Consider the following 20097-nt stretch of genomic DNA (forward strand, 5'->3'; position numbering starts at 1 on the left):
GGCGTCACCCCCTCGCCCCGTCAGCATTGCGCGCGCAGCGAAAGCCCACGTCGTTTAGTCGGCTGTTCGGGTCGGCGCCGAACCGGAAGCTTCCGCGCGCGTTATGTGCCAGGATCGCCTGGAGCGCGTCCGGTGCGAAGTGCCCGACGCCCGCCCATGACGACCCGCGCAGCACGCGGAGCGATGGGGTTCCGGCCGGCGCCGCGGCGGGGTTGCCGGGATACGGTTCATACCAATCCGCGGTCCACTCCCACACGTTTCCGACCAGATCGTGAACGCCCATCGGGCTCTGGCCGCTCGGGTAGCTCCCGACCGCGGTGGTTCCGCTTCTCGCGCCGCCAAGGTTGGCGCGGCTGAGTTCGAACCCGTCGCCCCACGGATACAGCCGGCCCTCGAAGCCGCGGGCGGCCTTTTCCCATTCGGCTTCCGTGGGCAGGCGTTTGCCCGCCCACCGGCAATAGGTATCCGCGTCGTCCCACGTGACCGACGTCACGGGGTGCCGAGCCCGGCCCGGTGGGTGGCGCGCACCACGCCAGTCCGGCGGGGGCCGTCGCTGCGTGGCCTGCACGAACACCTGGTAATCCGCATTGGTGACCTCGAACTTGTCGAGGTAATACCCCGGAATGTTCGCGGTGTGAGCGGGGTGCTCGTCTTCGAACCACGGCTTGAGGATTCCATACTCCGCGGCCCGATGTTCGGTGTCCACCTGATCCGTCCCCATGACGAACGTCCCGCCGGGGATGTGGACCATGCTGGGTGGAGTTGGGGTGCAGGCGATCGCGATGAACACCGAGAGGGCGAGGGGGAGAGTCACTTCGCGCATCGGAATCCGAATCCCTTGTTCTTGATCTCGGGCGCGAACCGGCTGCGGTTGTAGGCCGGGGAGCTGAGGCCGCACCCGTAGGACAGACAGTCGTACCACGACCCGCCGCGGAGCACTTTGTTCTTCGTGCCGTAGTGGACGTTCGGGAATTGATTGCCGGGATACGGTTGGTACCAGTCGGCCACCCACTCATACACGTTCCCGGCCATGTCTTCCACGCCTTCGGGGGTCCGGCCCTGGGGGAAGGAGCCCACCGGCAGGGTGTCGCCCGCGACGTGTTTGGTGAGCCAGTATTGCGGCGTGTTGGCCTTGAGCGGGGCGAATTCGTCGCCCCAAGGAAAGCGTCGTCCGTCGCCGCTGCGCGCGGCGCGTTCCCACTCGGCCTCGGTGGGCAGCCGCTTGCCGGCCCAGCGGCAGAACGCGTCGGCATCGTGCCAATTCACGTACACCACCGGGTGATCGGCTTTGCCCTCGGGGAAGCGCCCCTCGATCCAGTGAAACGGGGGATCGCGACGGGTCGCGCGTACGAATGCCTCGTACATGGCGTTGGTCGTCTCGTACGTGTCGATCCGGAACGTCTTGACCTGCACCCGATGCTCGGGCCGCTCGTCTTCGTCGCCGGGCCCGTCATCGCCGCGCCCGTTGTTCCCCATGGTGAACTCGCCGCCGGGAATCGTGATCATGGATTGCTTGATCGGGGACGGCGTCGATGCGTCCGACCCTGTTGCCGCCACCCGTGCGAGCACCGGTTCGATGGTGACGCCTGGCGAACCGAACAGATGACATTCGGCGCAGGCGGGGTCGGTGGTTGGCTGGAGGGTGGGAATGCGCGCTCCCACGTGACAGCGGCCGCAGACCGTGTGCGTCGGGGGAGGGAGGGTGGGCGTCAGCGAGGGCGGATTCGAGGCCGGGTCAGCGGCGCTGGCGGCGCCCCACGCCGCCATGGGGACGCACGCCGCTACGAGCCAGCGCAAACCACGCCGGAACAGCCGAAAATGCACGCCAGCCATCGCGGCGTGTAGTCATAACAAAAGTGAGGGGAAAACACCAGCGCGGAGGGGTTATTGGCTTTGGAACCGAATGATCGTGATCAGGGAACTCCATGTTCTCCCGGTGGGCTGGCCGTCGTCGTCCACTTGAGAAACGCCGTCCGGAGGAGCCGTCACCTGGATCATGGCTCCGTCCTTCGCCGTGATGGTGTAGGTATGCGTGGGCTCCATGAACGACGCCGCAGTGTTGAGGTGCTTTTCATAGAACCCCACGATGTCCTTCGCGGAGTCGTCGGAATAGTACTGGTACTGATACAGGTGTGTTTCGCCCGAGGCATCGGCCTTGTCGTCGAGCCGGTGAACTTTCCAACCCGGGTAGGACGGCACGCCGAGCGTGGTCGGTTTGGCGACCGGTTTCGAGGCCGCGAGTCCGGTGGCGGCGTTGAGCACGATTCCGGTTATCGCGATCACCAGAGCCATTCGTTTCATCGCATGGTTCCTTTCGAGTTCGAGCCTGACGGGATAAGCCTAGTCGCTGGGATCGAAGCTGGCAAGCACGGATGGCGCAGGAATCACCCGTCGGGATATCGGTGGACCGACGTCGACAACCGAGACCGGCGCCGGTCGGGAGGGACGGAGCGAAGAAAATCCTGGCGCTTCAACCGATTGTCGTGTATAGTACACGCAGTCCGTGAATAGAGGCTGGCTGTTTCCCGCCGCATGAGCATCGTTGTTTTCCCGCCGTCGATCTCTGCATCGGTTGTGATCTCCTAAGCCCGTCTCAGTTCTCCGGTTGGTTGCGACCTGCCGGGCATGTCGCCGGTCTACACGACGGAGCAAGAAGGCTCCGTCCAGAAAGGAAGAAGCATGTCGTTTTCGCAATTGGGCCTTGCGCCCGAATTGGAGCGCGCCGTGGAGCGCGCAGGTTACAAAACTCCCACCCCCATCCAGGAGCAGGCGATTCCCGTCGCGCTCAAAGGCGGGGATGTGTTGGGTTGCGCCCAGACCGGGACCGGCAAGACCGCCGGATTCGCGCTGCCGCTTCTCCAGCGCCTGGGTCACCGGCGCGGAATTTCGCCTCGCGCGCTGATCCTCGCGCCCACGCGCGAGCTGGCGCTGCAGATCGGCGAGTCCGTGCGCGCGCTTGGCGCGTTCTTGCCGTTGCGTTCGGTCGTCATTTTCGGCGGTGTGGGGTATGAGCCCCAGGACCAGGCGCTTCGACGCGGCGTGGACATCGTGATCGCCACGCCCGGTCGCCTGTTGGACCATCTCCAGAGAAAGACCGTGCGGTTCGACTCGTTGGAGGTCCTGGTCCTCGACGAGGCCGACCGCATGTTGGACATGGGATTCATCCATGACATCAAGCGACTGGTCGCCATCTTGCCGAAGAAGAGGCAGACCATGATGTTTTCAGCCACGATGCCGCCCGCGATTCGCGCGTTGGCCGATGATCTGCTGGTCAGTCCGACCATGATCGCGGTCGCTCCGCCGGCCACGACCGTGACCGACGTCGTACAAATCGGCCACCCCGTGGATCATCACCGCAAGCGCGCGTTGCTGGTCCACCTGCTGGGCGACGCCTCCATGCAGCGGACCATCGTGTTCACACGCACCAAACACGGCGCCAACAACCTGGCCGAGCATCTCACCCGTCACGGGCACTCCGCGACCGCGCTCCACAGCAACAAGAGCCAGTCGGCCCGCGTGCGTGCCCTGGCCGATTTCCGCGAGGGAAGAGCCCGGGTGTTGGTGGCGACCGACCTCGCCTCGCGCGGGATCGACGTGCCGGAGGTCTCGCATGTGGTCAACTTCGACGTGCCGAATACCTACGAGGCGTACGTCCACCGGATCGGGCGAACGGCCCGCGCCGGAGCCTCGGGCTGCGCGATTTCGCTGGTGTCGGAGGCCGACCGAGGCCTGTGGCGGGATATGCAACGCGAGGCCCGCACGCCGGTGGCAACACGCGTGGTCGAAGGGTTCGAACCCGGGCAGATCTCGGAGTCCGTTTCCAGCCGACGACCTGCTCAGGCACCGCGCGGCGCGTGGCGTCCAGGCCGAGGCGGACCGGGCGTTCGTGGTTCGCGTCAGCCGTTGCGTCGTCCCGCCTAACAACTACCCTCGACGTGCGGGGACGGCGACCACCGCCGTTCCTGCACGTTATTTTCCCCCAAACCTGCCCGAGCCACTCCCGGCCGGTACGACCGGAGGGCTCCACACTGGCTGCTGTTTCTTGACGGCACAATTTTAGCCACTACATTGAAAGCGGGGATGGGCATTCCTCCGGGCGTGAGGTCTCAGATGGCGAAGCCCGCGTGGCTGTCCATGGCGTGGCGATGATGGGGGGCAACGTCCATCCAGCTTCCCAAGTTGAACGTCCGAGGGTTTCTGGACGTGGGGTTCAATGTCAGCTCCGCCGACGATGGACGCGATGATTCCTTCGCCCTGGGCCAGTTCAACCTGGTATTGACTTCGAGGTTGACCGAGCGAGCCTACTTCTTGGCCGAGACGTATTTCATCGGAGGGACGGTCCTCTACAAGACGAACCGCCTCGAGCTGCTGGGCGAGGTGTTCAACATCTACCACGATGACCACACCAGCGACCAGATCTTCGACAGCCTCGGACCGTACGCCCAGGCCGCCTATGTGGTGAAGGACGTGATGCCGTATTACCGGTTCGACGTACTGAATTTCGGGGGGCCCGATCCCTACTATTCGTCCAACGTGGTGGACGTCCACAAACACACGCTCGGAACGCGGTGGGATTTCCTGCCGTGGAACGCGCTCAAAGTCGAATGCGCCTTCGCCAACTTTCAGGCGGACGACGACGAGCATCTGCTGAGCGTCAATTTGTCCTTCGCCTTTTGAGACACCGTAGTCCCCCGGGCCAACGCGTGCCTCGAATCCTCCGCCTCGTCCTGATCCTCCTGTTGATGGCCCCGGTCGGCGCGGACGCAGCCGACCTCGCGGTGGTCGTCAGCCCGGACAACCCCGTCGACGACATCCAGTGGAAGGATCTGGTCAAGATCTTCAAGCTGGAAAAACAGTACTGGCGGGGCAACGAGAAGGTCTATCTGGTGTTGCGAGAAAGCGGGAGCAGGGAAAAGGGCGTGGTGCTGGAGAAGATCTACCAAACGAGCGACGAAGGCCTCAAGAAGATGTGGCTCGCCAAAATGTATCGGGAGGAGATCACGTCGTTCCCGAGAGTCCTGAACTCGAACGAAGCCGTCATCCGTTTCGTCAACCAGGTGCCCACGGCCATCAGCGTCATCGACGCCTCGTATCGCGACCGACGCGTCAAGACGCTTCGCATCAACGGGTCGTTGCCCGGAGAGGAAGGGTACCCGCTGAAGGTGAATTGACCCCCGGCAGCTTGACCCCCTGAGCCGACATGCGATTACAGATCAAGACGACCGTGACCTTCCTGCTCCTGTCCCTGCTGCCGCTACTGCTGGCCGGGGTGGTTGCCTATCCCGTTGCGCTGAGCGCGATGAAAACGAGTCTCGGTACCAGCTTCCACCAAATCGCGCACGAGACCATGGACAAGGTGGACCGCAGCGTGTACGAGGTCTACCAGAACGTGTTGACCTGGTCGAAGCTGGACATCATGCAGGAGATCCTCACCGGGGATCTGGACGGCAAGATCTCCACCTACCTGATGGAGGTGGAGCGAGAGTACGGATACTTTGCGAACATCGTCGCCCTGAACCCCGAGGGCAAGGTCGTCGCCGCGAGTCATCCGGAGCTGATCGGCCGCGACGCAAGCGCGGAGGAGTTCCATCGGCGGGCGATGAGCGGAACGGCCTTCGTGGACGACGTGCACCGGGATCAATCGAGTCAGGAGTGGGTGGTCACGTTCTCGTTCCCGGTCAGAGCCCAGTTCATGAACGACAAGGTCGTCGGCGTCTTGTGCGCGCTGTGGAACGCGGATGAGCTCGCGCATTTGACCCAATCGGCTCAGGCCGCGACCGACCCGTCCCAGCGACGACCCGAGGTCTTCCTGACCCGTCGCGACGGATTGATCATCGCCGCCCCGGATGTCCATCGGGACGGTTTGTTTCGGGACAATCTGATCACGCTGGGACTGCGGTCCGCGAGGCTCGCCGTCAATCAATCGGAAGGCTACTTGATCGAGAACGTGATGAGCTCGGGCGAGTCGCTGTTGGGGTACAGTTCGTCGAAGGGTCATCGCGATTACCCCGGATTCAGTTGGGGCATTCTGGTCTCCCAGAATACGTCGACGGCGTTTGCGCCGATCAGGCGGCTCAATGTGATCATCCTCCTCATCGGCACCCTGGTCGCACTCGCCGTGAGCGTCATGTCGGTCGTGGTGTCTCGCAGGATGGCCCGGCCGATCCTCGGGATCGCGGCGGTGGCGCGGCGGGTCTCCCAGGGAGACTTCAGCGGGAAGGCGCATCACACCTCGCCCGACGAGATCGGAGCGTTGGCCGGCGTGTTCAATCAGATGACCGTGGATCTCAAACGGCAGCGAGAACAGTTGGTGGAAAAGCACTACGTGGATTCGATCATCGCCAACATGATGAACAGCCTGATCGTAATCGACACGTCGGGCGTCATCAAGACGGTCAATCGAGCGACGCTGGACCTGCTCGAATACGGCGAGGGAGACCTCATCGGGCAGTCCGCCCAAATGATCTTTCCCCCGGCGTTGTGGGCGCAGGAGTCGTGGGTGGACAGTTTGGTCACCGGCACCCTTGCCGTGAATCGCGAGACGACGTACCGAGCGAAGGACGGACGGAGCATCCCCGTATTGTTCTCCGCCTCCCCCATGCGGAACGAGCAGGGCCACGTGCAGGGCATCGTCTGCGTGGCGCAGGACCTGACCGAACGCAAGCGGGCCGAAGAAACGCTGGCCGAGCAAGCCATTCGCGACGCCCTGACCGGGCTCTACAATCGACGCTATTTCGATCGTCGGATCGGCGCGGAGCTCGCGAGAGCCGAACGGAGTCAGCAGCCGATGGCCATGTTGTTGTGCGATCTGGACCGGTTCAAGGCCGTGAACGACACCAGGGGCCATCAGGCCGGCGACGAGAGTCTCAAACTGGTGGCGAAAGCCATCCTGAACGCGGTCCGCGGAATCGACCTCGTGTTTCGATGGGGCGGAGACGAGATCATGGTGGTGCTGCCGGAGACCACCCGTGAAGGCGCCCGCACCACGGCGGAGCGAATCAGAGCCAAAATCCGGCACACCGCCAGGGACCTCGCTCCGGATTTGGACGTGAGCACCGGTATCGCGCTGTACCCCGACCACGGGTCGAACGAAGACGACCTGATCCGCATCGCGGATCTGGCGCTCTATATTTCCAAGAAGGGCGGCGACAAGATCCACGTCGGAGCCGAAGAATACGACTTGGACAAGACCTCGAGCAAAGTCACGTTCCAGCCCGCCGTGGCCGTGCAGCCCATCATTGATCTCAGAACGAATCAGATCATCGGGTACGAGGTGCTCACCCGCGACCCCGCGGGGAAGCTGAGCGTGTTCGACTTGTTCAAGAAGTACGAAATCATCGGGAAGCTCGGCGAGTTGAAGTCGGTGTGTTTCCAGGTTCAGTTGAAGGCGGCGCAGGAGGCCGGTCTCCACACCGTCTTCGTCAACGTGGACTTCGCGCTGCTCTCGACGTACGGGCTGGTGCCGAAGCCGGAGGGGATCGACGTCGTGTTGGAGATCTCGGAACTGGAAGCGTTACACGACATCGAGACCAAGCTGGAGGTGGCCAACCGGTGGCGACGGCTGGGTTACAAGTTCGCCATCGACGACTTCGGGGCCGGCTTCATCTCGCTGCCGTTTGTCGCGAGGTTGGTTCCGGACTACATCAAGATCGATCGGTCCACCATCCTGCAGGCGGTCTCAACTCCGCAGTTCAAAGAATTCATGGCCGGAATGGTGGTGGCGCTCCAGTACTATGCGAAGTCCGGCATCATTGCGGAGGGGATTGAGACCGAACAGGAGCTCCGAACGGTCAAAGACATCGGGGTGTCCCTGGTGCAGGGCTACATGTTCGGCAAGCCCTATGCGCTCACGCTGGAAGACGGCGATTCCGTTGTCCAGGGTAACGGTCTGAAGCGCGCGTCCAACGCGTAACAATCCGTTGAAGCAGGGGCGACGCATGCGTCGCCCCTGCGCCCGAGGGTTACCCGAACCCGTACTCTTGCCACCGCCGGGTGACGCGCTCGACGATATCGGGATCCATGACGATCGGTTTGCCCCATTCGCGCGAGGTCTCGGGCGGGATCTTGGTGGTGGCGTCGATCCCCATTTTGGCGCCGAGCTCGGGAAGCGGCGAGGCGAAGTCCAGGTAGTCGATGGGCGTGTGGTCAATGATCGTGACGTCGCGCCGCGGGTCCACGTTGGTCGAAATGGCCCAGATCACGTCTTCCCACTTGCGGACGTTGATGTTGGGATCGACCACGATCACGAACTTCACGTACAGGAACTGCTTCAAGAATCCCCACAGCCCCATCATCACGCGTTTGGCGTGGCCGGGGAATTCCTTTTTCATGGAGATGACGGCCACGCGATACGACAGCGCTTCCATGGGCAGGTGGAAGTCCACGATCTCGGAGAACGTGCGCTTGATCATGGGCAGGAACACGCGGTTGAGCGCGAGCGCCACCACCGCGTCCTCGCGCGGCGGCCGGCCGGTCACCGTGGTCATGTAAATCGGATTCTGCCGGTGCGTGATGGCGGTCACCCGAAACACCGGAAACGACTCCACCGGGTTGTAATAGCCGGTGTGGTCGCCGTGCGGGCCCTCGTCCGCCATATCGCCGGGCGAGACCTCGCCCTCGATCACGATCTCCGCTGACGCCGGCACTTCCAGGTCGATGGTTTTGCAGCGCACCAGCTCGATGTTCTTCTTGCGCAACAGGCCCGCAAAGTGAAACTCGCCGATCTCCTCGGGCACCGGGGTGACCGCGGCAATGGTGGTGCCGGGGTCGCACCCCAGCACCGCCGCCACCGGCATGGTCTTGCCAAGTTTCATCCACTCGCGCCAATGGTGCGCGCCGCCATGGTGTTTGAGCCAGCGCATGGCCGTGCGGTTCTTACCCAACACCTGCAGACGATAAATGCCGGCGTTGTACTTCCCCCCGTGCGGCGACTTGGTGATGACCAACGGCCAGTTGATCTGCGGGCCGCCGTCATCAGGCCAACAGAACATGATGGGCAGGATGCCTAAGTCAACCTGTTCGCCCGTGAGCACGACCTCCTGGCAGGCTGCGCGGCTCACGGTCTTGGGCGCCAGGTGCAGGATGCGGCCGTAGAAGGGCAGGTGCTTGATCGCGTCCACGAAGCCTTTGGGCGGCTCCGGGTGTTGCAGGAACGCCAGGAACTTGCCGATCTCTTCCAGCCCGGCTTCATCGGTCTCCAGCCCCATGGCCACGCGTTTGACCGTGCCGAAGAGGTTGGCCAGCAGCGGGATCGACGAGCCTTTGACGCGCTCGAACAGGACCGCCGGGCCCTCGCGCGCCAGCAAGCGATTGAGAATCTCCGTGACTTCGAGCCGCGGGTCCACCTCGGTCTTCACCCGGACCAGTTCCCCGGCTTTCTCCAGGGCGTCCAGAAATTCGCGCAGGTCAACGTACGGCACGGCAGCTCCTATCTCATCCCGAGATCAACGATGATGCCCAGTAACACGACGAGACCGATCCACGCATGCGACCGAAACAACGCGAATATCGCGGCGTGGTCGATCTCCCGCCGCAGACGCCAGGTCTGATACGCGAGCACCGCGGCGACCGCCGCGATGGTGGCGTGGTACACGCCTCCCATTGGGACCCGCATGCCCAGCACGACCAGGCCGGCCACTGAGAACGCGAAGAGGACGCCCACTCCGGCCCACGCGTATGGTCCAAACAGAATCGCGGACGAGCGCACACCGATCTTCAGATCGTCGTCGCGATCCAACATCGCGTAGATGGTGTCGTACCCCGCGGCCCAGCAGACCGTGGCGAGGAAGATCACCACCGCGGGTGCTCCCACCTCGTTGCGAACCGCGGCCCAGGCGAGCAACGCGCCCCAGCCGAACGCGGCGCCCATCACCGCCTGGGGCATCGCGATCACGCGCTTCATCAGCGGATAGACCGCGGCGAGCACGAAACCGACCACGCTGAGGGCGATGGCCAACGGGTTCAAGGTCAGCGCCAGCAGCAGCGCGACGAACGACAGCGCCGCGCCCACCGCGAGCGCCTCGCCCGGAGTCAGGCGTCCCGAGGCCAGGGGGCGCTCTTTGGTCCGTTGCACGCGGCCGTCGATGTGTCGGTCCGCAAGGTCGTTCAGCACGCATCCCGCGCTGCGCATCACGAACGCGCCCATGACGAACACCGCCAGCAGTCGCCACGAGGGCCGGCCGTTGGAGGCGATCACCAGCGACCAGAGCGCGGGCGCCATGAGCAGGAGCGTGCCGTACTGTTTGGGGAGGCGGATCAGATCCGACACCGCGGCCAGCTTGGTTCGCCACGTGGAGCCGGTCGGCTTGCCGCGGAGATCGAGGCCGTGTGGCCTGGCAACGTCGGTGGCCACGTCAGTCCGCCAGGCGGGGAGAGAGCACCTCCACGATGGAGGCGGTGAGCGTGCCTTCGACCGCGAGCCGATACGCCCGACACCACAACGGGTCCGCGGGGTCGGCTCCGAACGCTTTGGCCAGATCGGGGTTGTGATGCCGGCCAATGCGGAGGTCGTCGCGGATCACGGCCCGGCTCTTGGTATCGAACAACCGGCCCAGGGGCTCAATCCCGCGGCGGATTTCAGTCGCCACGTCCGGAGCCAGGGACTCCAGCGGCAAGACCGAGACTGCGTACAGCAACCGCTCGCCGGCGTGGGTGAGCCAGACGTGGCGAGCCACCGCGGTCTGACGCGCCGACACGCCCAGACGCCGCGCGGTGTCGTCGTCAATGGACTCTTCACCTTGGCGTACGACTTCGACGCTGACCCGGCCCACCCGCAACGCCTCGAGCGCCGTGGTCATGGAGCCGTCCGAAGTGAGGAGCAGTCGCAGCACCGTGGGGACGTCCAGGGAATCCGCTTCGGCGAGGAATTCTTCGAGTGTTTTCCAGGCGATGGAGGTCGTGGCGAGTGCGATCACGCGCGGGATCATACGTGAGCGTTTTGGGGGGTGTCAAGGCGGGTCGAGCGCGGTCAGCCGCGTCCGGGCGTCGCGGGCCAATGCGGTGCGTCCGCTCGCGCGCGCGGTTTCCCACGCCCGACGGTAGTACGCATACGCGTCGCCGAAACGGCCTTGGCGTTCGGCCGCCACGCCGGAGTAATAGAGCACCTCCGGGGCATCGGGCGAGACCGAGTGGGCCGCGGTCAACGCGGCGGCGGCTTCCTCGGTCCGCTGTTGGCCGAGCAGGAGCACTCCCAGGTTCAGCAAGCTGTCGCGGTGGCGCGGATTGATTGCCAGCGCCCGGCGATACCATTCCTCCGCCGCAACCGCTGCACCAGGCTCTGGCGACTCCTGGGCCAGTAGTCCCAGGTTATACAACGCCGGGACATAGTCGGGCTTGAGACGGACCGAGTGCTCATAGTCCACACGGGCCGCGGCGCGATCCCCGCGGCGGTGCGCGGTCACGCCTCGGCCAGCCAGGGCCGGCGGGTAGTCGGGGTTGAGCGCCAGGGCGGTGGTCAACGCGGCTTCGGCTTCGTCCCAGCGCCCTGCAGCCGCCAGGGCGAGTCCAGCGTTGGTCTGCGCCCGGAACGACGCGGGCGCGGTCAGACGCGCGTGGTCCCAGAGCCGAACCGGATCGCTCCACCGGCGTCCCTGGTCGATGATGAGCCAACTGCTCGCAATCAGGGCCGTGCCTCCGACCAGCACGCCGACGGTCCGTCCGACCCGCCGCGCATCAAGCAGCCGAGCCACGCCCAGGGCGGTCAGGGCCGCCAGTCCCGCGTGTTGGAGGTAGGCGCGGTGCTCCTGAAACGGCACGTTCAACGGCCACAGCGTGGTGGGCAGCGCGATAATGATCACCCAGAGCGCGAAAAATCCCGCCCGCCTCCATGCCGGCGGCGTTGAAGACAAGGCAACGAGTCCGGCCACACCCCATGCCCCGACCAGGGAGACGAGCAGCCAGGCGCCGGGCTCGGGCCAGGCCGGCAGGGGATGGTCCACGGTGAGCGGCCACGGAAACACGAACACCCGGATCGCCATGGCCATCGCGCTGATCTGTCCAACCACGACGGCGATGTAGCGCGACACCGCGTCGGTTGTGGTCAACGCCGAGGTCGCGGCGCGCCACACCCCGAACCAGGCCGCAAAACCCAGGATCACGCCGAAGGCCGCGGCGTGCGGTCCCCATCGGCGCCATCCGGAGGGCCGCTCGTTGTGCTCGGAGACGATAGCGTCCATGGCCACGCAGAGCAGGGGCAGCACCACGCTGGTCTCCTTCGAGAGCAGGGCGGCGAGCCCCAGCACGGCCCACCCCGCCCACCATCCGGCCGATGAATGCCCGGCCGTTTGTCTTGACCGCGCCTGCGCGTAGCAGACGAGCGCGGCCAGCATGAAGACGGACGACAACAGGGTCGCTCGAGCGGACGCATAGAGCACGGCCTCGCTCACGGCCGGGTGCAGCGCGAAGAGCGCCGCGGTCAGGACCGCGACCTTGCGATCGAGCGCCAGGTTCCGGACGAGGATCAACAACAGGCCCACGGCCGACAGGTGCAAGATCAGGTTGACCGCGTGAAACGCGCTGGGCGACGGCCCTGCCGATCGCAGCGTGGCCCAATACGTCAAATAGGTCAGCGGCCGGTAATGCCCGCTCAGCACCTCCCCGCTCGACGGCATGGTCCCGGTCAAGGCTGCCTGCCAAGCGCCCGGTTGCCATAACGCGGCGTTGGCGACGATGGCGTGCTCGTCGTCGTACTGGAAGGGATGGTCAATGAACGGCAAGTAGAGGAGGCTGGTAACGAGGCACAGTCCGATCAGGGCGAGGGTTCCCAGGCGGTCGGAACGATCCACGCCGCCACTATACCCCAACCAATCGGGAAAGCCAGGTCAAGTAACCCTAAAGGACGAGTATGGTGGTCGTGCTTCCCTGATCTGGGTATCCGCGGTCGCAGCAAGGGCTCATGACAGGAATTTCGCGCTCGCCTTAGAAAGGAAAGAAACTCATCCTCTTTGGCGAAATATTTCCCCAAACGCTGAGATGACCTGACCCGAACTCTGCGCCAATATATCTGTAGGGCTTTGAAATATAAATCGATTTTTCTACAGTTGGTTCTTCCGGTAGAGCAGGAACAAGAATTGCTTAAAACGTAACACGTTGCAGTAAGTCTATTTGCGCCGATTGGTCGGCGCCCATCAACGATCGCCCAGGCTGACCGCTTGCGGGGTGATCAAGGAATGAATGCATGTCGCGCGTTGTGCGAACCGCGCTGCACGTGGGGTTTCATTATTACGGCCGACCGAGCTACGTCTTGGGTCGGCCGTTGTGTTTTGTGAACAGGGGGGTTGGGCGGTCTTGCGTGTCCATTTGGCCGCGGAAATTCAACGGCCCGGTGTCATCCGAGGAGGAGTGCGGGTCATGAAGCGTAAGGTCTTACTTTGGGCAGGGATGCTCTCCGTTGCTCTGGCGGGAGTCGGATTCGCCGCGACCGGGAACGAGCAGATCGCGCCGAACCAGCCCGAGTACACGCTGGGCGACACCGCGGTCATCTACGGCACCGGGTTCGAGCCGGGCAGCTCGGTGATTGTCGAGGTGATCCGGGCGGACGGGAGCATCGTCACTGGAGCTGGAACCGAGACCCCTGGCAGCGACACTGTCACCGCGAACTTGACCGGCGCGTTTACGTACCACTACCTGATCGACGGCGGGCCGGTGTCGGCCTACAACGGGATCCTGACCGTCAACGCGAAGGATGCCAGCACGTTGGCCGTGCTCGCGACGACGACGTTTCTCGATGGCACGCAATTCTTGCTTCAAGGGTGCTCCAAGGATCGGGGCGATTGCACGCTCGACAGCCCCGCGACCGGGTGGGCCGGTGGGGCGACGCCCATGACGGGGTGGACGTCGGGACATCTGGAGGGCTGGTTTGACGGTGACGACGTGCCCTATCGCCTCAGAATCGGGTTGCGCGACGAGGGGAGCGCCGGACCCAAGTATTTCACGACCATCCACGACAACATGAGAAATGGGATTCTTGGCATCACCAGCGCTGGCAACTTCTACGTCGGGTACGGGCCGGTGGGTTCCCTGGAGGGGACGCTGACCAAGACCTGCCGGTTGCAGGCGTCGGGGAGCGCCGTCCCGACCGTTTCGGATCCCTGCATCGTCACCGGCCCCTCGTACAGCGGCGGTGACGGGAGCGGGCCGACACCCAGGCAGATTGAGTACGCGTGGGCGGTGCTGTTCGATCCAGACGAGGATGGAGGCAGCGATAAGAAATGGGCGGTGTACTGGACCGGCCACCTGGACGCAGGAGCGCACAACTGGCCCGGGTCGTCGCTCCACACCAGCACCACCGCGTCGGGCAGCCAGGACGTGCCCATCGACGACATCGAGGACGATGCTCCGTCGGGCGCGAACCTGTCGATCACAAAGACCGATACGCCGGACCCCGCGTATGTCGGGGAGAACCTGATCTACACGCTCACGGTGACCAACAACGGCCCCAGCTCCGCCACCAACGTCAAGGTGACGGACACGCTCCCGACCACGGTGACCTACGTGTCCGCGACCGCGAGCCCGGGGACGCCTGACACCTGTTCAATGATGGGCGGCACGGTGACGTGCAACCTAGGCACCCTCGCCAACGCAGCGACCGCCACGGTGACGATCGTGGTGACGCCGATGTCGGCCGGCACACTGTGCAACAGCGCGATCGTGTCCAGCCACACGTCGGATCCGACACCCGGCAATAACAACGCCAAGGCAACGACCACGGTGTATCCTTCGGCGAACCTGTCGATCGTCAAAAACGACTCGCCGGATCCGGCTTACGTCGGCGAGAATCTGACGTACACGATGACGGTGTACAACGCCGGACCCAATACCGCCACCAACGTGTCGGTGACCGATACGTTGCCCGCCGGTGTGGATCTGGTCACGTTCTACGTCAGCCAAGGGACCGGCTGCACGCAAGGGACCGGGACCGTCACGTGCAACCTGGGGACCCTGACGAAGTGGTCAAGCGCAACGGTAACGATCGTCGTGAAACCCACCACGGCCGGAACGCTGACCAACACGGCCGCCGTGTCGAGCACCACGCATGATCCGAGCTCAGGCAACAACACCTCGACGGCGACGACCACGGTCTATCCGTCGGCTAATTTGTCCATCACCAAGACCGGGCCCAGTACGGGGATCGTCGGACAGTCCATTAGCTACACGATCGTGGTGTCGAACGCGGGGCCGAGTGCGGCCACGGGGGTGAGTGTGACCGATAACCTGCCGGCGGGTGTGACGTATGGGTCGGCGTCGTGGACGGGTGCATCAACGGGCACGTGTACTTTCGCTAGTCCGACCGTGACGTGCAGCATCGGGACGTTGGCGAGCGGGGCGTCCGTGACGATAACAATCACCGTGACGCCGACGGTGAACGGGACGCTCAACAACAGCGCCACCGTGTCATCGCCGACCTGGGACCCCACGCCGGGCGACCACACCACGCCGCCGGTCACGACCACGGTCACCTCGTCGGCGGACTTGGCGATCACGAAGAGCGGCCCCGGTTCCGCGACCGTGGGTGCGCCGTTTAGTTACACGATCGGGGTGTCGAACGCTGGGCCGAGTGCCGCCACGGGGGTGAGTGTGACGGACAGTCTGCCGACGGGCTTGACGTACGGCTCAGCAACGTGGACCGGCGCGTCGTCGGGGACCTGTACGTTTTCCAGCCCGACCGTGACGTGCAGCATCGGGACGTTGGCGAGCGGGGCGTCCGTGACGATAACAATCACCGTGACGCCGACAGTGAACGGGACGCTCAACAACAGCGCCACCGTGTCGTCGCCCACGCCGGACCCCAACTCGGGCAACAACACTACGCCTCCGGTATCAACCACCGTCACTTCCTCGGCGGACCTGACGATCTCGAAGTTCGGACCCAGTACCGCGACCGTGGGGCAGCCGATGGCGTACACGATCGGGGTGTCGAATGCGGGGCCGAGTCCGGCCACCGGCGTGACGGTGACGGACACCCTGCCAGCGGGCGTGACGTACGGGTCGGCAACGTGGACCGGCGCATCGTCGGGGACGTGCGCGTTTGCCAATCCGACGGTGACGTGCAGCATCGGCACGTTGGCGAGCGGGGCGTCGGTGACGATCACGATCACGGTGACGCCCACGGCCACGGGAACGCTCAACAACAGTGCCACCGTGTCGTCGCCCACATCGGATCCCACGCCGGGTGACCACACCACGCCGACGGTGCAAACGACGGTGAGTGGAACCCCGTCGACCGGGCCGCTGGGAGGCAACGCCTTCAGCAACGCCGGCGGGGCCATGAGTTCGACAAACTACCAACTCATTACCGGGGTGGCGGGCCAGGGCATCGGCCAGGGCAGCCAGAGCACGAATTATGGGCTGGATGCCGGCTATGCGCCTGGGGTAACCGGGGGTTAGCGGGGTCCCACGTCCGACGGATACACGGATACAATGAATGTCACAGACTCACATACACGCGATGGGGGAGGGGGAATGAGGCCATGAAGATGACGCAGAGAATTGGAATCCTTGGAGTGCTGGTGGCAAGCCTAGTCATTATGGGAGGCCTGGCCCAGGCCCAGGTCCCCCAACTCATCAACTACCAAGGGGTGCTGAAGAACGGCGGGGGAACCCCGATCACGGGGACGGTGAGCGTCACGTTCTCGATCTATTCGGGTCCCTCGGGGGGCACCGCGCTCTGGAGCGAAACCCAGAGCGTGGTCGTCACGGGTGGACTATTCAATGTGTTGCTGGGCTCCTCCACCGCGTTCCCGGCGTACTTCTTTCAGGGCACCACCCCGGATCGCTATCTCGGGGTAAAGGTCGGAAGCGATCCGGAGATGACGCCGCGGCAGCGGCTGGTCAGCGTGGGATACACGCTCAAGGCCGAGGATGCGGACAGCCTGGGAGACCGGATTGCGATTACAGACAAGCCCAATCAACGGGTTGGAGTTGGAACGTTGAGTCCCCAAGCGAAACTTCACGCCGAAGTCACCAGCCCGGCTGGTGAAGGGACGATGTGGGCCATCCAGACGCTCAGTAATTCGTCTCCCTTGCCGAGCACTATTGATACAGCCCTCAGGTTGCGGATCAACGACCAGAGCACGGCCAATATTCTTTCCAAACAGGTGTTTCGGTTGATCTACTTCCGGGATGCGGCGGCGACTGGCTCGGTCACCGATTTTGATTCGACAATGGTGCTGGCCAACTTCATCAATTCGAATGCGCCGTACTCCCTACGTGGAATTACGGTCGAGGGGCCGCAAATCGCCACTGGGAGAACCCTGAATGAGTTCATTGGGCTGTTTGTTCGGGAGCCTTCGGTAACGGGCACGATCGCGAGTAACAAGGCCATCGTCACAGACCCCAGGGCTGGCAATATCGGGTTTGGGGTAACGAACCCCACCGAGCGTCTGGAAGTCGCGGGCAATGTCCGCGCGACCGCGTATCTCACCGGGAGTTCGCGAGAGTTGAAAAAGGGCATCACGCCTCTCGGGCAAAACGACTACGCCAAGATCATGGATCAGATTAACGACTTGCAGATGGTCCGGTATCTGTATAAGACAGAGGACAATCGGCAGCCTCACCTCGGCGTGATCGCGGAAGAGTCTCCGAAAGAGATTCTCGATGAAACCGGGAAGGCCGTCAGTCTAGCCGACTATGCGGGATTCATTCTGGCGGGCTTGAAGGCGCAGTCCGAGGAGATTCAGGCGCTCAAGGCGCACATTCGGGACTTGGAATCCAAACTTCCCGCGCCCGAGAATCAGGCCGCTGCACGAGTCGAGTGAGTTGCCTATAGCCACCCGGCTGGGCTGCTGGAGCCTCAACGCAGTTTCTCGGCCGTCTCCGCCGGCACTTCGTGAAAATCGCTCTTCGGGCCGGCTTGATCGCGATGGTCATGGCGATCGTCATTGCTTCCGGCGACGTGGCGTGGTCCGTGGTTCCGCCGGGCGATTCCGCCGGACCGACACCGGTCGTGACCGCGGATCGCGCGCCTGCCGAAGTCGTCGTTCGATTCAAACAAGGCACCACCTCAGGGGACAAAGAGCGAGCCCACATCGAGACTGACACCGAGGTCCTCTCGGAAATCCCTCGCCTGCGAATGGAGCGGCTGAGGTCAAAGCGGGGTGAGTCGGTGGACGCGCTGCTGCGATCCTTCGCCCAGAACCCTAACGTCGAGTACGTCGAGCCCAACTATATCGTGACGGCGTCAGCCGTGCCGAACGATCCGCGCTTCTCGGACCTGTGGGGCCTTCACAATATCGGTCAAACCGGCGGCATGGTCGATGCGGATATCGACGCCCCCGAGGCGTGGGACCTCCAGACCGGAAGCAGCGGTCTCGTTGTGGGGGTGATCGACAGCGGGATCGACTACAACCACCCGGATCTTACCGCGAATGTCTGGACCAACCCGGGAGAGGTCGCGGGCAACGGAATTGACGACGATCACAACGGGTACGTTGACGACATCCGTGGGTGGGACTTCGTCAATAACGACAACAACCCATTGGACGATTACGGGCATGGCACGCACGTCTCGGGCACGATCGGGGCGGTCGGGAACAACGGCGTGGGAGTGGTTGGCGTGGCCTGGCAGCTCAAGATCTTGCCCGTGAAGTTTCTGGACGCCACGGGGACGGGCACGTCGTTCGACGCCGCCTCCGCCATCGTCTACGCCGCGGACATGGGCGCGAAGGTGCTGAACGCCAGTTGGGGGTGCTCCAATTGCTTTCCGCAAGTTGTGGAAAACGCGATTGCTTACGCCGATCAACAGGGGGTGGTGTTCGTGGCGTCGGCGGGCAACGAGGCCACGAACAACGATGTGATCCCGTCCCATCCCTGCGGATCCAGCCAGCCGAACGTGCTCTGCGTGGCGGCCACCACTGCTCAGGACGGTTTGGCGTCGTTCTCGAACTACGGCGCAGCCACGGTGGACTTGGGGGCGCCGGGGGTCAGTATTCTGTCCACGGTGCCTAATGGCGGATGTGCGTTCTGCGCGCCGTCACGGTATCTGTACGCCAGCGGCACCTCCATGGCCGCGCCTCACGTCGCGGGGGCGGCCGCCCTCGTGTTCAGCGAGAGCCCCACGCTTTCGGTCGCTGAGGTCAAGCAGGCGATACTGGATACCGTCGATCCCGTGCCCGCCTTGGCCGGGGTGACGATGACTGGAGGAAGGCTCAACGCGGCAGCGGCCCTGGCGCAGGTCGGCCCTGTCGACCTGACCATGACCGATGTAACGCCGAACGCCGCGTCGGTCAATGCGGGGAGCACGCTATCGGTCTCTGATACGACTTTCAACCAAGGGACCAGTGCAGCGGGGAGTTTCACGATCGCGTATCACCTGTCCACCAACACGAGTTCCGGCGATGGCGACGATATCGCGATCGCCACCACGCGGGCAGTGGGCTCCCTGGGCGGCGGTGCGTCGAACGTGGCCTCCACCGCGCTGGCGATCTCAGGGGGAACGCCTGCCGGGAACTATTACGTGTGCGCGATCGCTGATGCTGCGTCCGCCGTCATCGAAACGAACGAGGCCAACAACGCCCTCTGCAGTCCATCGACGGTCACGGTTCCCCCGCCGGATCTGATCGTGACCTCGGTCTTCACCGGGTCATCCGTGTTGGCGCCTGGAGACGCGTTCAATGTCTCTGACAGCGTTGCCAATCAAGGTGGATCGGCGGCTGGAGCCTTTCTGGTCGACTTTCATCTGTCGTCGGATCCGGCCTATGGCGGCACGGACGACATCACGTTGAGCGCCACGCGACCAGTGCCCTCGCTCAGTGCGGGAGCCACCAGCAGTGGGGCCACCACACAGACGATCCCGTTGACGGCACCCCTCGGCAATTACTACGTGTGCGCCAAGGCGGACAGCGGGAACGCAGTCTCGGAGGGCACGGCCGAGTCCAACAACACCCTGTGCAGCGCCCCCACGATCAGAGTGGCAATCCCGTCCACGAATCTGGGCGGAAGCGGAAGCAGCAGTACGGGCGGTGGGTCCATCGCCTCGTCGTCGTACCGGATGGAGCCGGGCGTGGTGGGCCAGGGCGTGGCGGGTTCAGGAGGGCAGAGTGCGGGCTACCAGCTTGAATCCGGATTTGGAGCCCAGATCGTTGGGCAGCAGTAAGTTGACGG

Annotated in this window: 14 protein-coding genes; 7 read left to right on the top strand and 7 right to left on the bottom strand. The window is 64.1% G+C overall.

Annotated features, from left to right (window positions below; translation table 11 throughout):
• Positions 1-4: 4 nt before the first annotated feature.
• The 3 genes from AB1451_08230 to AB1451_08240 are packed head-to-tail and all read right to left on the bottom strand — an operon-like array spanning position 5 to position 2301.
• The gene (locus AB1451_08230) at positions 5-823 is read right to left on the bottom strand and encodes a formylglycine-generating enzyme family protein (protein ID MEW6682896.1); all 819 of its coding nucleotides are present in this window, start codon (positions 821-823) and stop codon (positions 5-7) included.
• The gene (locus AB1451_08235) at positions 811-1833 is read right to left on the bottom strand and encodes a formylglycine-generating enzyme family protein (protein MEW6682897.1); all 1023 of its coding nucleotides are present in this window, start codon (positions 1831-1833) and stop codon (positions 811-813) included. The genes AB1451_08230 and AB1451_08235 overlap by 13 nt, the downstream gene beginning before the upstream one ends.
• A gap of 51 nt (positions 1834-1884) precedes the next feature.
• Complete coding sequence (locus tag AB1451_08240; GenBank protein ID MEW6682898.1) at positions 1885-2301, bottom strand: hypothetical protein; 417 nt, start codon at positions 2299-2301, stop codon at positions 1885-1887.
• 378 nt (positions 2302-2679) lie between these two features.
• Between AB1451_08240 and AB1451_08245 the strand changes: the two genes are divergently transcribed.
• The 4 genes from AB1451_08245 to AB1451_08260 all read left to right on the top strand — a co-directional run bounded on the left by AB1451_08245 (position 2680) and on the right by AB1451_08260 (position 7912).
• Complete coding sequence (locus AB1451_08245; GenBank protein MEW6682899.1) at positions 2680-3921, top strand: DEAD/DEAH box helicase; 1242 nt, start codon at positions 2680-2682, stop codon at positions 3919-3921.
• Between the two features lie 258 nt (positions 3922-4179).
• Positions 4180-4677, top strand: coding sequence for a hypothetical protein (locus tag AB1451_08250; protein MEW6682900.1), 498 nt, complete (start codon positions 4180-4182; stop codon positions 4675-4677).
• Positions 4678-4703: 26 nt separating this feature from the next.
• Positions 4704-5171, top strand: a complete 468-nt coding sequence (locus AB1451_08255; protein ID MEW6682901.1) for a hypothetical protein — start codon at positions 4704-4706, stop codon at positions 5169-5171.
• A gap of 29 nt (positions 5172-5200) precedes the next feature.
• Positions 5201-7912: a diguanylate cyclase gene (locus AB1451_08260; GenBank protein MEW6682902.1), complete on the top strand. Its 2712-nt coding sequence runs from the start codon at positions 5201-5203 to the stop codon at positions 7910-7912.
• Positions 7913-7961: 49 nt separating this feature from the next.
• On the opposite strand, the gene AB1451_08265 is transcribed toward AB1451_08260, so the two are convergent.
• The 4 genes from AB1451_08265 to AB1451_08280 are packed head-to-tail and all read right to left on the bottom strand — an operon-like array spanning position 7962 to position 12782.
• The gene (locus AB1451_08265) at positions 7962-9419 is read right to left on the bottom strand and encodes a UbiD family decarboxylase (GenBank protein MEW6682903.1); all 1458 of its coding nucleotides are present in this window, start codon (positions 9417-9419) and stop codon (positions 7962-7964) included.
• Between the two features lie 8 nt (positions 9420-9427).
• The gene (gene ubiA / locus AB1451_08270) at positions 9428-10351 is read right to left on the bottom strand and encodes a 4-hydroxybenzoate octaprenyltransferase (protein MEW6682904.1); all 924 of its coding nucleotides are present in this window, start codon (positions 10349-10351) and stop codon (positions 9428-9430) included.
• Position 10352: 1 nt separating this feature from the next.
• A complete protein-coding gene (locus tag AB1451_08275) occupies positions 10353-10925 on the bottom strand; it encodes a chorismate lyase (GenBank protein MEW6682905.1) in 573 nt (190 codons plus the stop codon).
• Between the two features lie 21 nt (positions 10926-10946).
• Positions 10947-12782 (bottom strand): tetratricopeptide repeat protein, encoded by a 1836-nt coding sequence (locus AB1451_08280; GenBank protein ID MEW6682906.1) that lies wholly within the window; start codon positions 12780-12782, stop codon positions 10947-10949.
• A gap of 565 nt (positions 12783-13347) precedes the next feature.
• Here AB1451_08280 and AB1451_08285 point away from each other — a divergent pair.
• The 3 genes from AB1451_08285 to AB1451_08295 all read left to right on the top strand — a co-directional run bounded on the left by AB1451_08285 (position 13348) and on the right by AB1451_08295 (position 20089).
• Positions 13348-16383, top strand: coding sequence for a DUF11 domain-containing protein (locus tag AB1451_08285; GenBank protein ID MEW6682907.1), 3036 nt, complete (start codon positions 13348-13350; stop codon positions 16381-16383).
• Between the two features lie 89 nt (positions 16384-16472).
• Positions 16473-17753 carry a tail fiber domain-containing protein gene (locus AB1451_08290; GenBank protein MEW6682908.1) on the top strand — a complete coding sequence of 427 codons (1281 nt, stop codon included), beginning with the start codon at positions 16473-16475 and terminating at the stop codon, positions 17751-17753.
• A gap of 71 nt (positions 17754-17824) precedes the next feature.
• On the top strand, positions 17825-20089 hold the full coding sequence (locus AB1451_08295; GenBank protein ID MEW6682909.1) for a S8 family serine peptidase: 2265 nt from the start codon (positions 17825-17827) through the stop codon (positions 20087-20089).
• Positions 20090-20097 lie beyond the last annotated feature (8 nt).

The organism is Nitrospirota bacterium (genome assembly GCA_040757335.1).
In the GTDB taxonomy this organism is placed as follows: Bacteria; Nitrospirota; Nitrospiria; order 2-01-FULL-66-17; family 2-01-FULL-66-17; genus JBFLXB01.